The sequence below is a fragment of the Vibrio sp. THAF64 genome (assembly GCF_009363455.1).
GTDB classification, from domain to species: domain Bacteria; phylum Pseudomonadota; class Gammaproteobacteria; order Enterobacterales; family Vibrionaceae; genus Vibrio; species Vibrio coralliilyticus.
In genome coordinates this window covers 1,133,978-1,157,279 of sequence record NZ_CP045355.1, presented here as the reverse complement: position 1 = coordinate 1,157,279, position 23,302 = coordinate 1,133,978, and the positions used below count along the sequence as shown (strand labels likewise).

Sequence of the window (23,302 nt, the reverse complement as noted above, 5' to 3'; positions counted from 1 at the left end):
CAGCTCAGCGACTTCACTAAGAGATGAGCAACAACAAAATTTCATCCATTTTGTGAGACATGTAGCCAAGATCTATTACTTTGGTGAATTTGAAGTGTAAACCATTCATTATAACTATGTTTTTAGTTAGATTGATGTGCACTTTCTTTTATATCATTGCTTATCTTTGTTTGAATAACTCAAGGTGCATCATGGGTGTAACAGTTTGTGCGAATGGACTTAGCGTAGTCCATAAGGGATCCGGCGGTGAAGCCAATGCCACATTGCCCGACGTTTGTCTGACCACAGTCGGTAATGCCGTTGTACCTATCCCATATGGTAATAATGCAAAATCCGCTGATCTAGCAGATGGAACGACCACCGTCTCTATGGATGGCGGCAATAGTATTGCGATTAAAGGCAGTAAATTCGCGGCAAGTACCGGCGACGCAGGTGGCGATAAGAAAGGTGTCGCGTCAGGAACCATAGAAGCTGAAGCCGAGTTCATCTCCGCCTCTCCAACCGTTTCAATGGAAGGTAAAGGTGTTTGTCGTTTGTCAGACCAAATGACAATGAACAAAGCCAACACTATGTGTCTTGGCGGTGCCCAAAATCCTTCTGTCACCGTAACCGAAGATGCTGAAGGAACGTATACCGTCGATCTCTTCCTATCTTATTCAGATGGTGACCCTGTTCAAGGTGCGACCTACAAGCTGACCGATCAAAAAGGCGGCGTTTTTGAAGGCAAACTGGATGATAAAGGTAAGGCATCAGTAGGAGGTGTCGCACCTGGGGAGTTTGTTATCGAATATGGTGAAGACTCTCGCGATTTCGCACCTAATGTTCCGACAAAAACCAACCCCAACTTTAATCCAAATGCTAATGCACAACTGCTTATAGAGAAAACAAAAAAAGGTGAAGTGGGCTTTTGGGAAAATGCCTGGAAGCGTATGTCTGGTGCAGCTAGCTGGATATGGGGAGTTATCCTTGGGGACTTCAATGATGACGCCTCAGTAGAACAAATTATCGCCAACACAGCATTAACTATGATTCCGGTCGTTGACCAAGCAGCAGATGTACGAGATCTGTCCGCTAACGTCATGACACTGCTTGATGAAGCTGAACGTGATAAGCCAGAAAACTGGCTAGCACTCTCTCTTACCCTTATCGGCTGTATCCCAACCTTCGGCAGCGCGGTTAAAGGTACCTGTAAAGTCGCGCTAAAAGGTGGCAAAGGGACATCTAAAGACACTTTACTTGCGGTACTTCGAGGTCTAGGGAAAGGAGACCCAGAAAAGTTCCTCAGAACTCTGGATTGGATGGACTACGCCAAACAAGCAAGCAATATTATCTCTGATGTTCTAAAGCCATGTATCGAAGTAGCAACAGAGCTAGCCTCTTACGCGAATAGAATGGGGGCAGATGAGCTTGGTGCGTATTTCTTAAAGCTAGCCGATGAAGTCAAAGTGATTGATAAAATGGTGCCAGATAAGCTGAAAGAAGCAATGGGCGAATTTGATCAACTTTTTGCACGAATCTTAGGTAAAAGTGAGAGAGCTTATCCAGCAAAGGTGAAGCATGATACTGGTAAGACTTCTCAGTCAGGGAATAGTCACGATAAAACCCATGAAGAGAAAAAAACCAAGACTATCCGTTGTAAAATTTGCAAACGAAAAATTGTTAACGAAAAACACAAAAAGCGCTGTATTCCGCCTGCAAAGTAAAGTGAGTAGAAATGAGTAACAAAAAAAATGATCTATCTAGAACAGTACGGGGCGAATCGGAGAAAAAAGAAAATCACGTATTGAGGACCAAGTGCGACTGCCCATTAACTGGACACCATTTAATTAGCCATAGCTTATTTGATAATCTTACTACAGAACGCATCAATCAAATGGAGGAAAAAAAGTATAGCTGTAACGATTTGGCGAACATCGTAATTCTACCTAGCAGTGACAAATCCGTTGCTAAGAAAGTAGCATGCAAGTATAGATTACCGTGGCACTCTAGCGGTCATACAGGTAACAATACAATAAGCAAAGTGAAACTTAAGAATGACGAAGAAGTATACTCCAATACAGAGCCTAGCTCGATGTTAAATGGAGGAGACCCAAATAAGAGGGCTAGTATGCTGAATAAAGACAAGAATAGGCTAAAAGCATATCCTTCCAAAGCGTATCATAAGTTTGTTAAGCAAGAGCTCTTAGAGACTTTAGAAAAACTTCATTGCAAATTGCCACCTTCCGAATATCGAAAAGTGTTAAATGATCTTTCACAAAGAATTTGTGACATGTTAAGTGAATTTACAATATTGCTTCACAACACGGGACAGGATTTTTCCCCAGGCGAGACTGGTTGTAGAAGCGCAGATTGTTACGAGCGAACGCACAAAAATATGCATTTGCCGGAGATAGAGGATATATGGAGTAATCTTTTTTATAAGAAAGAAGGTATGTTCAATTATCTAAAGGTTGCCAGTAAATTATAGGTTTAATATGGAAATAGCATACATAAATGAAGACTTTAACGAAGGTGAATCACTTTTTACCTCCGTTGATATTCGTTCGTCATTCTATGATGACAACGATTTTACTCCTACTTCTTGTATCAACGAGATAGTTTGGACAGACGATGATATCTCCGATATGGAAGCATTAGATTTAATCAGAGGAGGGGCTTTCAATGTAACTAGGCCTATTGCAGAGCTAATAATGAGTTTCGACCCATATGGTGTGGAGTTTTATCCAGCTAAATTGACGTGTTCGGGAGATGGAGCGTTAACGGAACGTTACATAGTAGCTGTGGATAATCTGGTTGATGTTGTTGATTTTGATAGGAGCATAAAAGTAACGGACGTAACTACTCGTTTTTACTTGTCTGATGAAAAAATCAGGAAACTTCCAGAAAGCAAAAGGCATGTATTTAAGCCGATTGGGATGACGAAAACATTCTTTTCAATAGAATTGTTTGACGCTCTTGTCCGTTTAGATGCAGAAGGTAAGATAAATACTAGTATTGTTGCTTTTTCATTTGATACATCCGAAGAGACACCAAGAATATAGTAGAATAGGTAAACATAGTGATGAATGAATATACAGTTTTGTCTAAACAATCTATGGCCAAGTTTTTCTTCCAACAAAGCCCAAAACCTATTGTACCAGTAGAGCCAGATCTGTTACTGGAAATGACCTTTTCACCAAAGCTATTTATTATTAGCGATATTGCTTCAAAAGTAGAGCAGCTAGTACAACATGGCGTTGAATGGTTAGATGCTCGTGTTGACTGTTCCCCAAGCCAACCTTCAGATGATCAAATAAAGGTTTATGAAGATTATCGAATGCCATATATCCATCAAACTTATCGACTGACGGACAAAGAAAAACAATATGGTAAGCTTAACTGGTTAGACGTTAATTCGACTGATTTTGATTTCTCTAGACTTGAAAACATACCTCTAGAGGAACGTTTGATATTTAAACTCGAAGAAGATTTTGGGTTAATTTTCATCCACCAAAGTGTGATCGATTTACTTAAGAAACATGTCAAAGACGTTTGGGTTAGAGATATTTAGTGACTAAAGGGGAGCACTATGTAGGTGAGCCCTTTTCTGCCGTATGTTGGAAAACATTACTACTTTGGTAGAACGAGTATATAGCTTTCAAACTCATCACCTTTAAATTGATAACAAGATTTAAGAAAGGCCTCCAAATCAGTCTAAAACCGATAAAATTAAACTATGAAATTCTCGATTATTAGCGAAAATTACCAAGTTTCGAGTACAAGTTTTACATGTGTAGACAACAGAGAACCTCTTTACAGTAAAGCAGATTACGAACCAACAAGTTCAGCAGACCCTATTGTTTGGGAGGCTACTGATGGCTCAATAAAAGGTGTGGGAAGCATAGCAGACAATGGTGATCTTTGCGTAAGTAAGGAATTTGCTGAGCTAGTTATGAGCTTTGATCCTTTTGGAATTGAATGCTATCCAGCAGAACTTAAATTGCAGGATGGAGTGCTTAAGAACAGATATATATTGGCTTTGAATAATGTCATAGATGTCATTGATGAATCTAAATCAAGGACTAGAAAATCCCCCAAAAGAAATAAAATACTAATTATGGTTCTCTATTTGTCTGAGGAAAAACTACTTAATACTCCATTCAATAAGAGAGTATTGTTCCGAGTAAAAGGTGCAGAAACAGCGACGATATTCTGTGAAGAGATTTATGATCTTGCGAGAAAAAGCTCGCTATTTGAAGGCTTAAGAATGTTCAAGTTAGACTGTGACCAAGAAGTACCAAAGTACTAGAGAATTGTGGAGGTGATAAAATTGTAGAGGCGATGAAGAGCTTCGATCACCTATTTGCTTCAATATTAGGGAAAGCAGAGGATGTATTCCCTGCAAGAGTTCACCATAGTGGAAAAAAGGAAGTGCCCAAAGTGGGACTAAAACGACAAAATCTAACGAGAAAAAAACTTGAGCTTCTAAATGTAGAATTTTCAGGAAGGTAAAACAGGTTCCGGGGAAAAAATACGCAAACAAGAGTGGTACATGTGTAGGGCATAAGGTGATCTAAATGGCAACTACAGCAAGCGCGCCAAAAGGCGATTTAAAAGCTTGGAGAGAATATTTCCAATGGGTTGAGAAAAAAGGAAAACAAGGCAAGTTCAGAGGTGACCTTCAAAGACTGAAAAACCTTGATGCTCCCATTTGTTCCATAAAACTTTTTTCTAATATTAGCTCTACCAAAGACGCAAAAAAAGAATGGGAAAAGCGTCACCCTTGGGCAACTATTGGATTGGCAACATCTCACACTAAGAAAAGACTACTTACCCCCCACCACTTAATCACATGTGAAGTTATGTCTTCACTAAGCAGCCACTATGAGGATGTGATCGAAAATGATATTGGATATAACGTTAATAGCCCACAAAATTTAGTCATTCTCCCTAATAGCACAGTAGTTGCGTGTCACTTAGGCATACCGTTGCATGAAGGAGGACATGATGATTACAACATAAGTAAAAAAGAAGAACTAAAACTAGATAGAGCTGCCAATAGTCTAATTGACGGAGAAAGAGTTTGGAAACCAAACGTAGAAATGCATGCTTATCATGCAAAAGTATTTAAATTAGTAATCCCTATAATACACAAACATTTTAGATGCACCAAAGATCTAAACCACAATGAATTTATTGAAGATCTCAACAAAGTATCAAAAAAAATACTTCGCAAACTAGGAAAATTTCAATGGCTACTTCACGAAAATGGAATAGACTATAAGCCTTTAAACGCCAACGGTTGTATGAATACGTTGTTAATATCTAGCTATGGAGTAGGCGCTGAGAGTATCAGTATTCGAGAATCGGCAAAACGTCTACCAGAAAGTCATGAGAGCGCTCAACTAGCACCTTGTGAATGTCACCGTGAACACCCTGAATTAGATGAAAAGTATTATATAAAAAAATTTCACAAGTCTATTGGGCATCGAATATAGGGTGTAGTATGGAACTTTTAACTTTTGAAGATATAATCAGCTTGTGCGAAAAACAATATAACAGTCATATATTAGATTCATTTAGCAAAAAGAAAAGTTATTATTTGAGGTTGCTTTATGAAAGTGAAGGCAACGGTATAAATTATATAACATCCTTGCGAAGTAAAAATTTTATTTCTGATTATGATATATATCGACTAGCATATTCAAAAATCAATAACTTTTCTTCAGATTACTCTGAAAATAATCTACTAGATATTATAAGCACCCAAAAAAATGATGGGACACTATATTTATCCGACAGTAACCAGATACACAATTTATGCTACGATGCATATTCGGAATTTATTAATAAGATATTAAGCGTAGGTGGAAAAATAGATCATGATGAGTTTTTGTCAACTATGTTTTCTGGTGAAAAAGAAGAGTATTTATTATTCAACAAACTAATTGACAGGTTCAAATTCAGTTCTCAATCACTATCAGAATCCGCATCATGGATACTATACAATGAATATTACTCTGAAGAAAACGGAAAACTAGCGCTCGAAAAGATAATGAACCAAGGGATAGATATTAATTATCTCTTTGATGAAGATTTTGAGCTATGCGATTACGGTTCGTTTCTAGGTTTATTATTTTCTGAGCAACCATTACTGTTAATAAATGCTTTAAAAAGCAAACCAAATAAAGAAGTGATAAACAATTTCCCTTGGGGCTTCATAATCTCGGAGAGCAGAATGCAATCAGATCATGTTAGTGCTATTATAGCCCTTAAAAACTCTGGCTACACAATCCCAATCGATGAGATTATCGAACATTTGGACGAAAAAGGTGAAGCTAGCCTTAGTAATTTGATAAAGAGCAACATCTAGTTGTTTACTATATAAATGAATTAAGGCTTTATCCGCGAGTTTAGGCAACTTAACCTCATAGACCCGAGCTGTAAAATGTCGCTCCAATCAATCTAACTAAACACTTTCGATAAGGTGTACTCAAGATGAGTGCACCTTTTTTGAATTTATGGTCCCGAGAAAAGCTCAAAACAAATTAAATACATTTCAGGACGAGACATAGAATACAAAAAGCCCGCAAATCACTTTGCGGGCTTTTAAATGGGTGGAAGCCCCAGCCACATCCCGGCACACAAGTCACTCGCTGCGGCTGCTTCCTTCCGGACCTGACCGAGTTCACGAGCTATTGTTGCGGGAGGACCAGGGCCTCCATAGATTCTGTTTCCTTAGCATGGCTAAGGAGTGAGGGGATTATCAGCCATCACCGCAGGTAATTCAAGGGAAATTCTTAATATTACCTTCGATTTTGTGCCAAGTGATTAGTCGTTAACCACCCTTACTAAAATGGACAACATTTTGCTCATTAGACTGACGGCTTATTATACAGCGATGCTTCTCTCGTTTATGATCGTACATAGCTTGGTCTGCCTCGTTCAGCACTTCTTGCAGCGTCATAAAGCGGTCTCTTGGGCATGATATGCCAATCGCAACAGACACATCCAAGGAGACTTGATGGTCTTCGGAAACAAAGTGCAATGAAGATAACTTATCAATCAGAGCATTTAGAGTTACTTCCTCAGGCTGACCAATCAATATAAATTCGTCCCCCCCAATCCTATAACTGTTTCCTTTCCAATAAAGTTCGATTTGGCGCGCTACGGCTTTTAAGACTTGGTCGCCAATTTCATGTCCATAGGTATCATTAATAAACTTGAATCGGTTGATATCCAGATAGAGCAAGGTGTAATGAGCATTGATACCAGAACGAAAACGTCGGTGCATTGAGCGTCGGTTTTTCAATCGGGTCAGATTATCTGTGGTTGACTGGCTGTGAAGGTATATAGCCACGATCGCTAAGAAACCTAACACCAACATAAACAACGCCCTACTCTGGCGTGAAAAGCTCTGTTCCGCCTGAAGAGTGGCTTTCCAGTCTGGCCGATAGTCATAGCGTTTGACGATTCGTTCTGTGTCGATCATCTTCAACGCGCGACTGAACAAGGGCGCTAAGGACGCCCCCACCTGATTTTTGGCAAACCCTATCGCAATGTCTGAGGTGTAATACCCTCCTATCAACAGGTCTTCCGTCAAAGGAAGTAGATCTTTTGACTCTCGCAATAGCGTATTAAAGTTCGCTCGGCTTATCGCAATGTAGTCGACTTCATGATTCATAAGCGCCTTCAATTGCGACTCACTGCTGTCATACGTTAGCAATGTCTTCTTAGGAAGTAGCCCCCTTAGCAGCTCTTCGTAAAAATCATCTTTAACGACACCGATACGCTCAACAATCAGCTCTGAGACATTACTGTATACATTATCTTTGTAGCCTTCGCGCTTAACTAATATGGCTTCAGGCTGATAATACGGGTCACTATAGTAGACTAAGTCTTTGCGAGCTTCAGAGATCGCAATTGGAGAAAGCACATCAATACGTTTGGCTATCAAGTCACCATACATGCTCTCCCAAGATTCATCCGCGGTGCTTTCGAGCTTACAGTTCAACATCAGGATGTCGCATGCCTGAAGAACAATATCTGCAGTAATACCCGCTATAGAACCATCATTTAGGTACGTGGCGTATTGACCGATATTTTCGATTTTAACTCTTAGCGGACGATTAAAGTTGATACCACTATTGAGTACCGCTTGTCGTAGTGCCTGCTGACGAATCTCAAATTGATATTGGTTGATAGATTCGCGTAAAAGCTTTTGCACTTCAGCGCTATGTACATAGTGCTCGATCGTTTTCAATAATTGGTGGTGGGCACCTTTAAGTGAAACGATAGAAACAGGCTTGATTGAAAGCTGGTGATTGAGCAGCTGCGCATCATACCCCGCAAGCAACATAGGCTTGAGCTGATTGATAGCATCAACCACACCATCCACCGTTCCTTGTTTGAGTAACTGTAGAGCTTCAGACTGACCAGAATACTCAACCAATGCTATCGCAGGAAAAGCCTTGCGGATCAGCTCGCCATATATAGTGCCTTTCGGTACACCGACGGTATGAAGTTTATCTAATGTCGCATTAGTAGCGCTGTAGACGTAGGTATACTCAATATTGGTTGGGCTAGAGAAATCAAAGTAGAGCGCTCTATCTGGCGTGTAAGTCACGTTCGCCGCAAAGTCACTTTCCCCTGCTTTCACTGAGTCCAGGATCGCATCAAAGCTAGGGTAATAAACGTATTGAACATCAAGCTGAAATTTAGACGCAACGGCATCAAACAGAACGCGCGTCACTACGTCGTCTGCTTCCATGGCAACTTTATAATTGGGAGTCTGGGCTTTGACGGGCAGAAACCAGATAGCGAAAAGCAATACAGCTATCCAGCCGAAGCGTCGTTTTATTAGCATAGAGAACGTTCAAAAAGACAGTGCGACTAGGAGGTGGTTATAGTGCAACCACACAATAAGTAATGTTTAAAATATGCGCAATTCTGGCATAGATAATAAAATTGTCCAAGCGCATATTTTAAAATGAACTTATCTTCTTTAACTATAAATCTGCTTCCTCATCTGAGCTGCGCAAAATGTAGTCGGTCATCCATGCGGTACCCAGCAAGCAAATCCACACGACAAAAACAGGGTTTGGCACCTCAACCGTTGGCGTTACCACTAACGCTGCAAATCCAACCGTAGGGAGCGTCCAGCACAGCAGCTTTCCCCAACGGAAGCTCTCTAATTTAGACAAGCTTTCCATGGACGCAAATATTCCCGTGACACATAGCGCAACCAATGCCGCGTAGGATAAGTCAGCCATCCACAAAGGTAGAATCAGCCCCAATGCCCACCAACTATGTTTGTTGTTAGACTGCCAATGGCGTGAAGCCCACCATGTCACAATCACCGACAAAGTCTGCACAACGGTAATCATCGGATCTCCACCGAGTTTGCCTCCCGACTGAGTCACCATAATTCCCACCTGCAATGTCAACACGATAAGTGCAGCGGTCAATAAGACACCTAAACTGCTTCGTCTGGAAAATACCACCATCAGCAGCGGGAATAATATCCACTGGCTAATCGAAAGTGCAATCGGTTGATAAGGCAACGTCAAACCATAGGTCGTTAGCGCGGCCATCAGAATAAGCCCAATAACACCACCTTGCGGAAATATCCATAAAGCGGGAATGATCAAAGCCAAAACAGGAATGTCGCCGTCACTCAGACTGATAGCCCGAGCACAAACAACAGCCAACAAGGTTGTCACTAAGAACTGAAATGTAGAAAATACCATGCCCTCTCCTTATCCCTTCCATGGAAAAATCGAACTAGGACAAAATCATTATGGACCAGTTTTTAGCGCAAATCTTTGCGGTGATTCACCAAATTCCATGTGGAAAAGTAACCACTTACGGAGAAATCGCCAAACTTGCTGGTTATCCGGGCTATGCTCGCCATGTCGGAAAAGCCTTAGGTAACCTGCCAAAAGACTCAAAACTCCCTTGGTTTAGGGTCATTAATAGTCAGGGAAGAATTTCGCTAAAAGGTGAGCATTTAGTCAGACAAAGGGAATTGCTGATAGCGGAAGATATTGAAGTCACCAACGATGGAAAGGTGAACTTGAGAAAGTTTCGATGGCAGCCTTAGGCTGCCATCTAACATTGCATACTAGTGGCTGACTCCAACCAAAACTAAATCAACGTGACTGGTCTGATTCTGATCGGTGATCACTGGATATACGGTATCACTGATGAGACGCAGTTGACCGTCTACTTCGATTCGCGCACTGACACTGTAAGTGTGATGCGGTTTTATTTTTCTCGGATCAAACGCTAAATCAAACTTAAAAGGTACTTGAGTACCTCCCGTTTCAAATCGGTGTTTTGCTATCACTGTAGCGGGCGCATCCGCGAGTGAGATATCTTGCAGCGTCACGGTTACCAGCGCACTGTCAGGCAATGCAATGAATTGTCGATAAGCGACGGTGCCTGATACAGCTGTCATTTCCACTTCCCCTTCAACTTTCTGCGGAGACTGGCAACCAAGCAATGCCATACCCAACATAGCGGAAACAAACAGCATCAACGCTTTCTTCATAAAGCCTCACATAAACAATGGAATACCGGAAGATTATATGCAGTGGAGTTCGCTTTGTCATGTTCCTAACCGCGTGATGCTCCCTCACCTAAACACGTTGGTCATTTTTATCACATAACGGCCAAATAGCTGTTTAACTTATCAGTTTGTGCTTAAAATAGACGTATATTGACTAAATTGTTAAAGGTACAGGAATGAGCAAGCCACTCAACGAACTTCTGGAATTATTGAAACTGGAGAAGCTAGAAGAAGGGCTTTTCAGAGGCCAGAGTGAGAATCTCGGCCTACCTCAGGTTTACGGTGGGCAAGTGATTGGTCAGGCGCTCTCTGCTGCTCGATACACAGTGGCTGATGATCGAACGGTTCACTCATTCCATAGCTATTTTCTTTACCCTGGGGATCCAGAAAAGCCGATTGTTTATGATGTAGAAAACCTACGTGATGGCAGAAGTTTTAGCACTCGCCGAGTCAAAGCAATTCAAAATGGCCGACCGATTTTCTATCTCACCGCTTCCTACCATGGCGAAGCACCGGGATTTGAGCATCAAAACACCATGCCAGACATTCCGGGCCCAGAGAATTACGCCTCAGAGTCAGAGCTGGCGGAACGAATCGCGGACTTTTTGCCAGAGAAAATTAAAGTGGCATTCTGTGGCGAGAAACCAATCGAGACTCGCCCTGTAACGGTGGTAAACCCACTGAAACCACATAAAGAAGAGCCAAAGCAATATCTGTGGATTAAAGCCAACGGAGAAATGCCGGACAACCAGCTGATTCATCAATATCTGCTGGGCTACGCATCGGACTGGGGTTTTCTGGTCACAGCATTACACCCACACGGCGTATCACTGATGACACCTAATTTCCAAGTCGCCACTATCGACCATTCCATATGGTTCCACCGACCTTTTAAGATGGACGAGTGGCTGCTTTACGTTATTGAAAGCCCAACCTCAAGTAATACTCGCGGTTTAGTTCGAGGCGAAATATACAATCGTCAGGGCCATCTGGTGGCTTCTGCTGTTCAGGAAGGTGTGATGAGGTTTACCAAGTAACCAATCCCCAAAAAGACACCCAATGTAAAATTTCTGTATGCTCAGAGAATTCAGGTTTACTCTGAGCATCTCATCAGATTAGGATGCTGGCATATGCATTATGTTTAGCTTATCGCGATGAAAAAAAATCTCCTCACTCTCATTCTGTTTCTTTTCTCTACACAAGTGCTTGCTGACTCACTAACAAAGCAGATAGCTCTGATTGAGCAGCAATCTGGCGGTCGTTTGGGCGTTGCTGTACTCGACACACAAAATCACAAACAATGGCAATATCACGGCGATGATCGTTTTCCAATGATGAGCACATTTAAAACACTCATGTGTGCCAATGCACTCTACTTGGCTGAACAAAAAAAGCTTAACTTAAATGCCACAACCAAGGTCAAAAAAAGCGTTCTGGTGACTTGGTCCCCGATTACTGAGAAGTTGATTGGTCAAGAGATCACTGTTCAAAAGGCATGTGAAGCGACTATGCTGATGAGCGACAACACTGCAGCTAATATCGTGTTGCATCAAATTGGCGGGCCAGAGCAGGTTACACAGTTTGTCCGCAGTCTCGACGACAAGGTCACTCGACTGGATCGATTTGAACCAGAGCTCAATCAGGCCACACCTGGAGATAAGCGAGATACCACGTCACCTAGTGCTATGGTTGAGTTACTCAACACCCTCTTACTACAAGACGGGTTGAATCAGGAATCTCAACAACAACTACTGACGTGGATGAAAAACAATAAGGTCTCGGATCCTCTGATTCGTTCCGTTTTACCTCAAAGCTGGTCTATCGCCGACCGCTCCGGAGCGGGTAATCAAGGATCAAGAGGTATAACTGCACTAGTGTGGAACTCACAGCGCAAACCTGTCATCCTCAGTATCTACCTGACGCAAACTCAGCTTGATATGGCGCAGCGTAACCGCGTAATCAATCGAGTTGCTAATCTGGTGTTTGAACAGTTTTCTGTGAAGTAAACACACAAAAGAAGCCGTAAATGGCTTCTTTTTTAACTTAAAGTTGCTAGTCATTATTAATGGAAATGCCCGTGTGAGCGCTCGGCGCTGTAACCACGAAAGCTCGAATCGGTTGTGCCTTTAAAACAGTTAAGTACCCAAGGAAAAGTGTCCGTAACATAGTAGCCATACTGCCCATCTACCGTCATACCATTACATTCATCAAGGTCTCCCAACCCGACAGTATATTCCCAATCCCCGCGAAACTGTCCATCGTAATTGCTACTGGCTACATTACCTCCCACAACTGGTGCGGTATAGCTTCCTTCATCAACACGAGCTCCCGATTTAAGTTGATAGCTTGAAAGCGCCTTTCTTACTTGACCTGTTGAACTGTCAGTAAAACAACTTCCGTATACTGGGAAACCATCGGCAGCAAAGCCAATAACAGGCGACGCTTCACCACCAGCACAATCCTGAATAAACATTGCCACCGGATTACCATGATAGTGATACTCGCCTGTTGGTTGTACATGGGCATTGTGGGTATCAGTACCGAAGCCATTCAAGGAAGACATAGGATCGTAACGCCAAGGGTTGTTAATCTGGTCCTGACCACACCCTGTTCTTTCATCTCCGACGCCATAACAAGCAGCAGCAAGCAAATCCACTTTTACGCCATTGAGTAAAATCGCTTCTGATGTGCCAAGACTCAGCTCGGTTACACTGGAGGCGGCACTCGGAGAAGCTGTGAATTCATAACCAATACTCTGCTCCGACACATTTGTTGCAAATGACGCAGTAGCATCGTTAAAGTCATGATTGGGAATTGCATTCGACTGCACGATACACTTCGTGCCACTGGAGGAGATATCCACTTGTCCTGTAAACAGTAGCGACCGCTGAATATCGTTAACTGAAGAAAAGAAATTCCCTAAATACTGCTGACAATCACCGGAAAGGTTAGTGAAATAGGTATTTGTGATGTCAGAGCTGGAACCCGTGGCAGAGTTTTCCTCCTCGCCACTATTACAACCAAACAGCAACAACATTATTGCCGCCGTCGAGGAATATGAGACTAGATTTGAGACTGGCATTTCATTCACTCTATTTATGATTATTTTTAGTGAGATTAGCCAGCCCTCCAAATTTATAAATCTGATTTACCAGACTTTACGTGTCTATACACTTCTTTACGTTTCTTCAATCGGCAACGCTGTTGTGTATTTGAGCGGTTCCATCGCAAAGGTTGAGGTAACATTGGATATCCCTACGACAGAATTAACCAGCTTTTTATAAAAGTTATCAAAGCACTGCATATCTTTGACCTGAACTTTCATCATGTAATCGTATTCTCCGGCCATGCGATAGAACTCCATTACTTCAGGAAAATCCGAGGCTGTAGATACAAACTGACTATACCACTCATGGGAGTGATCGCAGGTTTTCACCAAAACAAAGGCAGTAAAAGATAAGTCGAGCTTTTCTGGGTTGAGCAAAGCGACGCGTTTTTCAATCACCCCTGATTCTTCCAGCTTTTTCAATCGCTTCCAGCATGGTGTTGTCGTCAGATTTACCGCTTCTGCCAAATCATTGAGCGACAAAGTCCCATCTTGTTGTAACAACGCTAGGATTTTTCGGTCCACTTTATCCAGTTCCATACTCACCGTCTCATGATAGAAAAGTTTTCTCCAAATAAAGCAAATTAAAGGCAATTAGGCAAAGTATTTCTCCTATTATATAGATAGATTATTAGCATAACGATGCTAAGGAGATACCCATGTGTACAGATCACAACTGGATTAATAACGCGATTCGAAAAATTGAGGCTGATTTCCAACGCTCCGCAGACACCCACTTGATCAAACTGGATTTACCAAGTGTGGAAGGGATCGATATTTACCTCAAAGATGAAAGTACACACCCAACAGGTTCTCTAAAGCACCGTCTAGCGCGTTCACTTTTCCTATACGCGATTTGTAATGGCTGGGTTGGCCCTGAAACCACCATTATTGAGTCGTCATCGGGTAGCACCGCTGTCTCTGAGGCGTATTTTGCTCGTCTACTTGGATTACCATTTATTGCTGTCATGCCGAAGTGCACAGCGAAGAAGAAAATTGAGCAGATTGAGTTTTATGGTGGTCAGGCACACTTGGTTGATCGCTCAGATCAGATCTACGCAGAATCACATCGATTAGCGAAAGAGCTCAATGGCCATTATATGGACCAGTTCACCTATGCCGAGCGTGCGACAGACTGGCGTGGAAACAATAATATTGCCAATTCCATTTTCAGCCAGATGAAGCTTGAAGATAACCCTATTCCTAAATGGGTCGTCATGAGCCCGGGCACGGGGGGGACTTCCGCGACCATTGGCCGTTTTATTCGCTATCAGCAACACTCGACTAAACTTTGCGTCGTTGACCCAGAAAACTCGGTCTTCCATGATTTCTTCAAAACAGGCAACCCTGAACTCAAAGGAAACTGCGGAAGTAAGATCGAAGGTATTGGTCGACCTCGCGTAGAGCCAAGTTTCATTCCGGGTGTGATTGACGAGATGCGCACTATTCCAGATGCCGCTTCAGTCGCCACTGCGCACTGGCTTGAAAAAATCCTTGGCCGTAAAGTAGGCGCATCAACAGGGACTAACCTGTACGGTGCACTGCAGATAGCAAGTGAAATGAAAGCACGTGGTGAAACAGGCTCTATCGTGACACTTTTGTGTGATAGTGGTGAACGTTACCTAGACACCTACTACAATAGTGATTGGGTAAAACAAAACATCGGCGATTTGCAACCTTACCTAACGAATTTAGAGACGTTTGAAGCAACTGGCCAAATCTAAATAACAATAACAACGTCAGTTGGAAACTCAAACGCCACTCATCTGAGTGGCGTTTTCATATTAAGCCAGAAGCCGCAGGCTCTGATTAGCTCTTTTTCTGGCGCGCTTCGTAAGCCGCGAGTTGCTCAGGTGTCGCTTTCGGCTGATGGTTCTGCTTCCACTCATCGTAAGTCATGCCATAAACACGCTCACGAGCGTCATCAATGTCCAGCTCTAAGCCCTGAGTTTCCGCTTCAGCTTTATACCATTTACTGAAACAGTTACGGCAGAACCCCGCAAGGATCATCAGATCAATGTTCTGCACGTCTTTATTCTCATCAAGGTGAGAGAGCAAACGGCGAAATACCGCAGCATCTAGTTTGTCCTGCTCTTCTTGAGAAAGGTTTTTATATTTAAATTCAGCCACTTTACTTACCTATTGTTGTTCTGTATCGAATTATCTTATCAAGTCTTGGCCCAATACAAAAACGCCCAAGCACTTGGCTTGGGCGTTTATTACAAAATTGAGCTTAACCTTGAATACCAACAATCAACCATGGAGCGTTAGGTACCGTTAGGTCACGCTCAAGGTGCCAGATGTCTTCAATGTTCTCTTCAACATTCTCTACAGCATCACGGTAGCGGCCGCTAAACTGTAAGCTAAGCTGAGCTTTACTTGCGTCATAGTCTGCACGAACGATTTCTGCATCAACGTACATAACATCAGTGTGTTGCTCACCTTCCAGTTTCGCACGCTCAGCTTTCAGGTCTTCAAACAGACTTGGAGAAACATATTCTTCAATCGTATCAAGCTGGTTGTGGTTCCATGCGCCTTGAAGAGTTCGGTAATGCTCACGAGAGCCATTAATAAAGGCCACTTTATCAAAACCCGGTGGATAGTTGTGTGGAATATCAGATTGCGCACCAAAGCCAAAACCACCTTGGCTACCAGACTGAGGCTGTTGCTCGAAGTTATGAACATTCGGTTGCTCAAACTTAGGTGCAGAACCACCAAACGCAGGCTGCTGTCTTTGCTGATTCATACTGCCCTGCTTCGAGCCAAGCAAACCGCGCATCAATTTGAAGATGATAAACGCCACTAAGCCCATGATCAGGATATCCATGAACTGGATTCCTTCAAACGCGCCACCGAAGAATGCTGCTAAAAGACCGCCTGCTAAAAGACCGCCAAGCAATCCGCCCATTAGGCCTTTTTTACTAGACCCTTGCGTTTTTGCGCCTTGGTCTTTACCAATCGAGTTTGTGTTTTGCTGTTGCTGCTTTGGTGCAGGAGCTGTTTTAAAGCTCTTACCAAATGACTTACCGCCACCAAACTTCTTCGCTTCTGCGATAGGAGTAATAGCAACAGATACCATTAGCAAAGCAACGAGGGAAAAAAGTCGTTTCATATTTTTCCTTAGGGTTTCCTGTATAAGGTAAGAATTATACTTATGGGGCAATAGTAGCCTTTGTATCTAGAGAATGAAATATGCCAAAGTCGAATACATGTATCAAAGTATTGCAAATTAGCGCTTCGCCAGTTGCGCTTAGCCGAGACCCTTATTAGAATATTGAACGTTGTTCATTTTTGAAAATTTATCATGGCCCGTAGAAACGATCATACGCGTGAAGAGCTCATCGCTCTCACTCTCGACACTGTCAAAGACTTCCTCAGCGAAAACTCCTATCACGAGTTAAGCCTACGTAAAGTCGCTAATATGATCGGTTATGTGCCGAGCACCCTAGTCAATGTGTTTGGCAATTACAACTTACTGCTACTCCATGCTGTTGCCCAGACTCTCGATGAACTGGCTGAAGAAGCTAAGGTCGTCGTCTCTCAGAGCCAAGATCCTAAAACCGCGCTCTACGAGTTAGCCTACTGCTATCATGATTTTGCTCAGCGCCACCCACATCGCTGGCAGCTGATTTTTGAGCACAACATGAACGGCGAAACTCTCCCTGAGTGGCAAGCTGAACGCATTGACAACATGACTGGCATGCTTGAACAGCTGCTGCAGGTTCTTGCACCTCATCGCTCATCGAAAGAAGTGTTGCAAGCAAGCCGCGTTCTGTGGTCAGGTGTGCATGGAATTACACTACTTAGTGTCGATGATAAATTCTTCGCAGCTGAGCCAGTTGACGGCAAAGAGCTCATCAACAACTTGCTCTCTCACTATATCGCGAACTGGTAATCGCATCCTAAAGGAACAGGGATAATCATGCCAAACAGCCAAACCTCTCTTTTAGGGCAGAGACGCTTTCTGCCCTATTTCGTGACTCAATTTTTTGGTGCTTTCAACGACAACATCTTCAAAAACGTTTTACTGTTGTTTGTTGCTTTTGCTGGAGTTGGAGCGCTACCTATTTCTAGCGACTTGTTTATTAACCTAGCGGCGGGACTATTCATTCTTCCCTTCTTCCTTTTTTCCGCGTCCGCTGGTGTTTTAGCCGATAAATACGAAAAGTCTTGGTTCATTCGCAAAGTAAAGCTGGCTGAAATCGGCATCATGTGCCTTGGAGCTATCGGCTTTATTACTGAGAGCTACATCATTCTTCTCATTCTACTGTTTTTGATGGGGACACAATCGGCGTTTTTTGGCCCGGTCAAATACGCATTGCTTCCACAACAATTAAAACCTCAAGAGCTGGTGCCTGGCAACGCTCTGGTTGAAACGGGTACGTTTCTCGCAATTCTTCTTGGTACACTCGGTGCTGGAATTATTGCTTCAGCCGAAAGCGCCAAATACGTAGCAGCCGGATGCGTCGTATTGTTTGCAGTGTTTGGTTATCTCGCCAGTCGTTCAATTCCTGAAGCACCCGCCAGCGCGCCAGACTTAAAGTTCCGCTGGCAGCCGATCAAACAAACCCGCAATACCATCGCCATCGCTAAATCAGACAAAACGATCTTCCAAGCCTTGATGGCAATTAGCTGGTTCTGGTTCTTAGGTGCAGCTTACCTGACCCAGTTCCCCAATTTCACAAAAATCTACCTTAATGGCAGTGAAAGTGCAGTCTCGTTTCTATTGGCACTTTTTTCTGTCGGCATCGCCTTCGGCTCTTTGGCCTGTGACAAACTATCCAACCATCGCATTGAAATCGGTATCGTCCCGCTGGGCAGCTTAGGTATCACCATCTTTGGGTTCTTAATGGCAACGTCTGTACCAACCAGCCTGCCAGAATTTGAAACCTTTACAGACTTTGTCTCTTATCAGCCACTGTGGCCTGTATTTATCTCGCTGCTGATGCTGGGAGCATCCGGTGGCGTGTTTATTGTTCCGCTCTATGCATTGATGCAGCAGCGTGCCAAAGTCACAGAGCGCGCTCAGGTGATTGCAGCACTTAACATCTATAACTCACTGTTTATGGTGGGCAGTGCCGTACTCGGTATCATCTGTCTAGCGATTATAGAAATGAGTATTCCACAGCTATTCCTATTACTCGCGCTCATGAACCTAGTGGTTGCTATTACCTTGTTCTTACGAGTTCCCATTTTCGCCGTGCGTTTTATCGTTTGGGTTCTCACCCATACTATGTATCGCGTTAAACACAAAAACTTACACCACCTACCTGAAAAAGGCGGAGCGTTGCTCGTCTGCAATCACGTTAGCTATATGGATGCTTTGCTGCTAAGCGCGGTTTGCCCAAGGCTGATTCGTTTTGTAATGGAAGAAGATTACGCCAACCTTCCACCTTTGCGTCGTTTTCTTAAGCGCGCGGGAGTAATCCCTATCTCCGCTTCCAACCGACGCTCCATTCGCAATGCGTTTGGTGAGATAGAACAAGCGTTAGAAGAAGGCCATTTGGTATGTATTTTTCCTGAAGGGCGCCTCACTAGCGATGGTGAAATGAATGACTTTATGCGTGGCATGGACATCATTCTAAAACGGAGTCCTGTCCCAGTGATCCCGATTGCGATTAAAGGTTTGTGGGGTAGCTTCTTCAGTCGCTATAAAGGAAAGGCTTGTAGCGGCCTACCTACTAGATTCTGGTCCAAGTTAGAGATAGAAGCAGGTCAACCTGTTGATTCCGCGGCGGCAACCACTGAGTTAATGCAGCATCAGGTCTCTCAGCTCAGAGGTGATTGGAAATAACTTTGCGAACATACGTTCACTAAATATGAACGTATGTTCAATTCATTCAAATCTACTTATCGGCTGGTTTTAGTTACACTCACCAGCTGTTTTGATTGCTATTTTGTGTAATGACGACGATTAAAAAGCAACTGCCATTTTGGTTGGCAATGATCATCTGCCTGACACCATGGATTACTTCACCAACCGCATTAGTGATTGGTTTCTTGCTGGCTTCATTGGGCATGGTGCCACAAGACTTTAATCTGGCAAAAGTGACCAAAAAGCTATTGGCTTATTCAATTGTCGGCTTGGGCTTTGGCATTCAATTCAAAAATGCCCTTGCGGTTACCTCCGATGGCATAGGCCTTATCGTTACCACCATTATCGGCACCTTATTCATAGGCTGGTGGGTAGCAAAAGCCATTGGCCTAAATAAAGAGACGGGGTACCTGATTTCTTCCGGAACAGCCATCTGTGGTGGCAGTGCTATCGCCGCGGTTTCCCCTGCTATCAAAGCAAACGATGAGCAAATCGGCCTTTCTTTAGCCACCGTATTTGTCCTCAATTCTGTAGCTCTATTTATCTTCCCTGTGATTGGCCATGCGCTGAATCTCGATCAACATACTTTCGGTACGTGGGCTGCGATTGCCATTCATGACACTTCATCCGTCGTTGGTGCGGCATCCGCCTACGGTGAGGAAGCACTCACCACCGCGACAACCTTAAAACTAGCACGAGCTCTTTGGATTATTCCGGTTGCGTTATTCAGTGCCTTTTTATTCCACAGTGATTCGAAGAAAATCACTATCCCCTACTTCATCTTGTTTTATTGCGTCGCCATTGCAGTCAGCGATCTGTTGCCACAGTTTGAGGTGATCTATCAGGGAATCTTTGATGTTGCTAAGCGGGCTTTAGTGGTGTGTCTGTTTTTGATTGGCTGCGGAATTTCGGTGGAAAAGCTCAAGTCTGCTGGGCCTAAGCCATTGCTGTTTGGTGTCACGCTGTGGATTGCCATATCGACCAGCTCATTGGCATGGTTAACGCTTAGCTAAAGCTCTTCAGGCTCGATTTTGAGCTTTCTGCGCTTTTGTCGTTGGTATATTAAGACCAAAGCAGCGATAAATAGAAACGCAGATAACTCAGCCAGTGATCGCACTAAGCCTTCACTTTGGACTGCGACCAAAATCTGAATCAATATTGCCAACACAATGACGGCTTTCATGAACGCCTCTTATATCCATATACTCATATTCCCGAAAGCATTATGAGATAGAGTTATAAGTTTGATAAATTCAGATTTGGACTATGAAAGATCAATTTCAACTAAGTTGACTTTCGCATTTGCAGATTGAGTTAACATACGAGCCATTGCTTAATTCAGTAATTTGAGCACTAGTGCTCAGCCAAAGAAAAAACACTCGTCAGTTAACAGAGAAGAATGTGGTGATTTCATCATCCCCCTGAAGTGCAGGATCGACTAGTCACCGATTCTGCACTTCACATTACTTATCGAATTGAGTCAAAAGCCAATCTTTGACTGCTTTTCGCGACACTTTGATCCCCGACTGGCAAAGAAATTCTGGCAACTCATAGTAGGCTATCGGCCATTTAAATCGAGTTAAAGACTTGCCGATACGCTGTTCGATACGCTCTACATTTAAACGCTGTTGACTTTGAATAACTGCGACAGGTCGATGCCCAAATTCTATGTCTTCAATCGGTACTATGATGGATTGAATGACTTCTGGGAGCTGGTTGAGTACGGCTTCTATCTCTTCACAATGGATGTTTTCGCCGCCTGAGATGAACAGGTTGTCTGCTCTACCGATAATTTTCAGTTCACCGTTTTTCCATTCACCGAGATCTTTACTATCAAACCACGCGTCTTGGACGATAGGCTCAAGAGAACCCTGCTGATAATAACCAGATGCTAGCGTTTCACCGCCAATATAAATCCTCTGCCCCTCAAGTTTGACTCTGCGCTTGGGCAATACCTTCCCTGCCGTATAGTCGCTATCCACCCGCTTAGCCGTCACAGTAGAAGCGGCTTCCGTCATCCCATAACCTAGCCAAGTTTCAATCCCCTGTTGCTCAGCTTTGTGGCTAAGAGAAACGGGGATGTGACTGCCCCCGAGTAAGACATGAGTCAGTTCCAGTGGCGTATTATTGTCCAATAACCGCTGAAGTTGTGTTGCAACCAACGACGCATGAGTCACGTGACGAATATCTTCTTGAAGTAGCCCGCTTCCCACTTTTAACGTCGCGCCAACATGCAACCAGCGATAGATAATCGCCAGCCCAGAGACGTGATACATAGGCAAACTTAACAACCAGCTATCGCTCTGCTTGAAGGTGAATTTTTCCAGTAATCCTGATGCAGAAGCAAGGTGTTGGGCAGAGGTGTGCGCGACCGCTTTCGGTGTTCCTGTAGAACCTGACGTAAATACAATCGAAGCTAAATTGTCTTCTTGATAACACGCGGGATAGTCCGCCAAATCTGCACGCTCTATCGTCATCGTCGACAAGGAAGAAAGCATCAAATTAGGTGGTGCCACCCAGACTTTCCGCTCAGATCCTGTCATATAGAGTGATGTTAACTTGGTTTCTAGCTCCACTTGGGTCTGTGGCATAGTCAAGGCACATACAGCACCAATCTCCATGCACGCAAGATAGGCTAACAATAGATCCAAGCTGTTTTTACCAACACACGTCAACACCTCGCCGCGCGCTAGCCCCTGTGCAGATAGGCTTGCGGAAACTTCATCCACAAGTTGCGCTAGCTCAGCCCAATTGTATTGCCTCTCTTGATGGTGCAGGGCTAACAAAGATGGGCTCAACTGAGCCCATTGTTTCAAAGGAGAGAGTTGGTTGTGCATTAAGATTGCCAGATTAGTGACTGGTCTGACAGAGAAGTCACCGGAAGCTCACAGCCAGGCCAAGTAACTTCTAGCTGCTGGGCAAACAAACCTATGGTATCAAGGCCCGGAATCTCTTCAGGTAGCTGCCATTGTGCGAAGCGAGCCAATTGTGTTAAACCCAAACTGGATTCAATACTTGAACTGATCACTGGCTTAATACCTAGCTCTTTAGCACGATTGATAAGCTCGATGCAGCGCTCTAGAGAACCAATTAATGTTGGCTTGATAATAATGGCTTTGGCGCCGTTGAAGTCTTCTAGCTTAAAGTCATCTTTACGGATAGCGTGTTGAAGAGTTTCATCCCATGCAATTGCTATCCCAGTATCGATAGCAAAAGAAAAACTGTCACCCGGAGCCTGACACGGCTCTTCGACGAATGCGATTCGTTGGCGCAAAGAAGGGGCTATTTTTTTGGCAAATTGCTGCGCTTTTTCTGCAGTCCAAGCACGATTTGCATCCAATCTTAGTGTCAGATCCGGAATAGACTCCAAAAACAGACTGACTAGCAAGCCATCGCGGACAGGCTCATACAGCCCCACTTTGATTTTCGCCACTTTTTGGCCTTGCATGTTATCAAGCTTAGGTAATAGTTCATCTGGGTCACCAGAACACAGTGGCGCAGCTTGGTAACAGCCTGTATCAGGAAGGCCATTAACCAACTCCAGTTGGGCCATGGATAAACCAAAAGCCACCGATGGGTATAAATCTGCATAGTCGAGTACTTGACCGTTTTGCCAAAGAGCCAGTTGCTCGATGAGCTGAGAGTATACGTCGTCCATACTCTCGATACTAAATCCCGGCAAAGGCGCAATTTCACCTCGACCGACTTCCCCGTCACTTTCTAGTACAACCACAAAGCCTTCTCGTTCCGTGAGCCTTTGTTCTCTCAGTATCACTCCGCTATCCATAGGCAGCTCGTAGCGATACAGTTTGGCTGTTCTCATACCAATATC

The 23,302-nt window shown here is 43.5% G+C and carries 24 protein-coding genes and 1 other RNA gene; 14 read left to right on the top strand and 11 right to left on the bottom strand.

All coding sequences use genetic code 11. The annotated features are described in order from the left end of the window. Positions 1-191: 191 nt before the first annotated feature. The 7 genes from FIU99_RS05300 to FIU99_RS05270 all read left to right on the top strand — a co-directional run bounded on the left by FIU99_RS05300 (position 192) and on the right by FIU99_RS05270 (position 6,352). On the top strand, positions 192-1,703 hold the full coding sequence (locus FIU99_RS05300; protein WP_095572167.1) for a PAAR-like domain-containing protein: 1,512 nt from the start codon (positions 192-194) through the stop codon (positions 1,701-1,703). 11 nt (positions 1,704-1,714) lie between these two features. After that, positions 1,715-2,467 carry an AHH domain-containing protein gene (locus FIU99_RS05295; RefSeq protein WP_152472081.1) on the top strand — a complete coding sequence of 251 codons (753 nt, stop codon included), beginning with the start codon at positions 1,715-1,717 and terminating at the stop codon, positions 2,465-2,467. A gap of 7 nt (positions 2,468-2,474) precedes the next feature. Continuing rightward, positions 2,475-3,041, top strand: a complete 567-nt coding sequence (locus FIU99_RS05290; RefSeq protein WP_095572169.1) for a DUF1629 domain-containing protein — start codon at positions 2,475-2,477, stop codon at positions 3,039-3,041. A gap of 17 nt (positions 3,042-3,058) precedes the next feature. Continuing rightward, the gene (locus FIU99_RS05285) at positions 3,059-3,550 is read left to right on the top strand and encodes a hypothetical protein (protein WP_171346504.1); all 492 of its coding nucleotides are present in this window, start codon (positions 3,059-3,061) and stop codon (positions 3,548-3,550) included. Positions 3,551-3,715: 165 nt separating this feature from the next. After that, positions 3,716-4,288 carry a DUF1629 domain-containing protein gene (locus FIU99_RS05280; RefSeq protein WP_152472080.1) on the top strand — a complete coding sequence of 191 codons (573 nt, stop codon included), beginning with the start codon at positions 3,716-3,718 and terminating at the stop codon, positions 4,286-4,288. 268 nt (positions 4,289-4,556) lie between these two features. Next, on the top strand, positions 4,557-5,477 hold the full coding sequence (locus FIU99_RS05275; protein WP_152472079.1) for an AHH domain-containing protein: 921 nt from the start codon (positions 4,557-4,559) through the stop codon (positions 5,475-5,477). 8 nt (positions 5,478-5,485) lie between these two features. Then, entirely contained in the window at positions 5,486-6,352 is an 867-nt protein-coding gene (locus tag FIU99_RS05270) for a hypothetical protein (protein ID WP_152472078.1), read from the top strand. Positions 6,353-6,600: 248 nt separating this feature from the next. On the opposite strand, the gene ffs is transcribed toward FIU99_RS05270, so the two are convergent. From ffs to FIU99_RS05255, 3 genes are all read right to left on the bottom strand, one after another. Next, positions 6,601-6,697: signal recognition particle sRNA small type (gene ffs / locus FIU99_RS05265), an RNA gene on the bottom strand. Between the two features lie 120 nt (positions 6,698-6,817). After that, positions 6,818-8,749, bottom strand: a complete 1,932-nt coding sequence (locus FIU99_RS05260; protein WP_152472392.1) for a GGDEF domain-containing protein — start codon at positions 8,747-8,749, stop codon at positions 6,818-6,820. Between the two features lie 238 nt (positions 8,750-8,987). Beyond that, entirely contained in the window at positions 8,988-9,728 is a 741-nt protein-coding gene (locus tag FIU99_RS05255; protein ID WP_006959220.1) for a hypothetical protein, read from the bottom strand. Between the two features lie 50 nt (positions 9,729-9,778). Between FIU99_RS05255 and FIU99_RS05250 the strand changes: the two genes are divergently transcribed. Then, on the top strand, positions 9,779-10,081 hold the full coding sequence (locus FIU99_RS05250) for an MGMT family protein (RefSeq protein ID WP_006959221.1): 303 nt from the start codon (positions 9,779-9,781) through the stop codon (positions 10,079-10,081). A 21-nt stretch (positions 10,082-10,102) separates the two neighbouring features. Here FIU99_RS05250 and FIU99_RS05245 read toward each other — a convergent pair whose 3' ends face one another. Further along, entirely contained in the window at positions 10,103-10,531 is a 429-nt protein-coding gene (locus FIU99_RS05245; protein ID WP_006959222.1) for a YbaY family lipoprotein, read from the bottom strand. 194 nt (positions 10,532-10,725) lie between these two features. Here FIU99_RS05245 and tesB point away from each other — a divergent pair, with 194 nt between their 5' ends. Beyond that, on the top strand, positions 10,726-11,586 hold the full coding sequence (gene tesB / locus FIU99_RS05240) for an acyl-CoA thioesterase II (RefSeq protein WP_006959223.1): 861 nt from the start codon (positions 10,726-10,728) through the stop codon (positions 11,584-11,586). A gap of 117 nt (positions 11,587-11,703) precedes the next feature. Further along, on the top strand, positions 11,704-12,555 hold the full coding sequence (gene bla, locus FIU99_RS05235; RefSeq protein WP_039951664.1) for a class A beta-lactamase: 852 nt from the start codon (positions 11,704-11,706) through the stop codon (positions 12,553-12,555). 56 nt (positions 12,556-12,611) lie between these two features. Here bla and FIU99_RS05230 read toward each other — a convergent pair whose 3' ends face one another. Then, positions 12,612-13,586, bottom strand: a complete 975-nt coding sequence (locus tag FIU99_RS05230; protein ID WP_006959225.1) for a YHYH protein — start codon at positions 13,584-13,586, stop codon at positions 12,612-12,614. Positions 13,587-13,727: 141 nt separating this feature from the next. Beyond that, positions 13,728-14,195, bottom strand: a complete 468-nt coding sequence (locus FIU99_RS05225; RefSeq protein WP_006959226.1) for an Lrp/AsnC family transcriptional regulator — start codon at positions 14,193-14,195, stop codon at positions 13,728-13,730. 119 nt (positions 14,196-14,314) lie between these two features. On the opposite strand from FIU99_RS05225, the gene FIU99_RS05220 reads away from it, so the two are divergent. After that, positions 14,315-15,379, top strand: coding sequence for a PLP-dependent cysteine synthase family protein (locus FIU99_RS05220; RefSeq protein WP_006959227.1), 1,065 nt, complete (start codon positions 14,315-14,317; stop codon positions 15,377-15,379). Positions 15,380-15,464: 85 nt separating this feature from the next. On the opposite strand, the gene FIU99_RS05215 is transcribed toward FIU99_RS05220, so the two are convergent. Then, a complete protein-coding gene (locus tag FIU99_RS05215; RefSeq protein WP_006959228.1) occupies positions 15,465-15,785 on the bottom strand; it encodes a DUF1244 domain-containing protein in 321 nt (106 codons plus the stop codon). A 103-nt stretch (positions 15,786-15,888) separates the two neighbouring features. After that, on the bottom strand, positions 15,889-16,767 hold the full coding sequence (locus tag FIU99_RS05210; protein ID WP_006959229.1) for a Tim44 domain-containing protein: 879 nt from the start codon (positions 16,765-16,767) through the stop codon (positions 15,889-15,891). A 192-nt stretch (positions 16,768-16,959) separates the two neighbouring features. On the opposite strand from FIU99_RS05210, the gene FIU99_RS05205 reads away from it, so the two are divergent. The 3 genes from FIU99_RS05205 (at position 16,960) to FIU99_RS05195 (ending at position 20,483) form a co-directional block, all read left to right on the top strand. Then, a complete protein-coding gene (locus FIU99_RS05205) occupies positions 16,960-17,550 on the top strand; it encodes a TetR/AcrR family transcriptional regulator (protein WP_006959230.1) in 591 nt (196 codons plus the stop codon). A gap of 27 nt (positions 17,551-17,577) precedes the next feature. Next, the gene (locus tag FIU99_RS05200; protein ID WP_006959231.1) at positions 17,578-19,449 is read left to right on the top strand and encodes an MFS transporter; all 1,872 of its coding nucleotides are present in this window, start codon (positions 17,578-17,580) and stop codon (positions 19,447-19,449) included. A gap of 110 nt (positions 19,450-19,559) precedes the next feature. Then, a complete protein-coding gene (locus FIU99_RS05195) occupies positions 19,560-20,483 on the top strand; it encodes a YeiH family protein (protein ID WP_006959232.1) in 924 nt (307 codons plus the stop codon). Here the strand turns inward: FIU99_RS05195 and FIU99_RS27295 are convergent. From FIU99_RS27295 to menC, 3 genes are all read right to left on the bottom strand, one after another. Further along, positions 20,480-20,653 (bottom strand): hypothetical protein, encoded by a 174-nt coding sequence (locus FIU99_RS27295; RefSeq protein ID WP_006959233.1) that lies wholly within the window; start codon positions 20,651-20,653, stop codon positions 20,480-20,482. The two genes, FIU99_RS05195 and FIU99_RS27295, sit on opposite strands and share 4 nt — an antisense overlap. A gap of 280 nt (positions 20,654-20,933) precedes the next feature. Further along, positions 20,934-22,307 carry an o-succinylbenzoate--CoA ligase gene (menE, locus tag FIU99_RS05190; protein WP_006959234.1) on the bottom strand — a complete coding sequence of 458 codons (1,374 nt, stop codon included), beginning with the start codon at positions 22,305-22,307 and terminating at the stop codon, positions 20,934-20,936. Beyond that, complete coding sequence (gene menC, locus FIU99_RS05185; RefSeq protein WP_006959235.1) at positions 22,307-23,293, bottom strand: o-succinylbenzoate synthase; 987 nt, start codon at positions 23,291-23,293, stop codon at positions 22,307-22,309. The genes menE and menC overlap by 1 nt, the downstream gene beginning before the upstream one ends. Between the last annotated feature and the right edge of the window lie 9 nt (positions 23,294-23,302).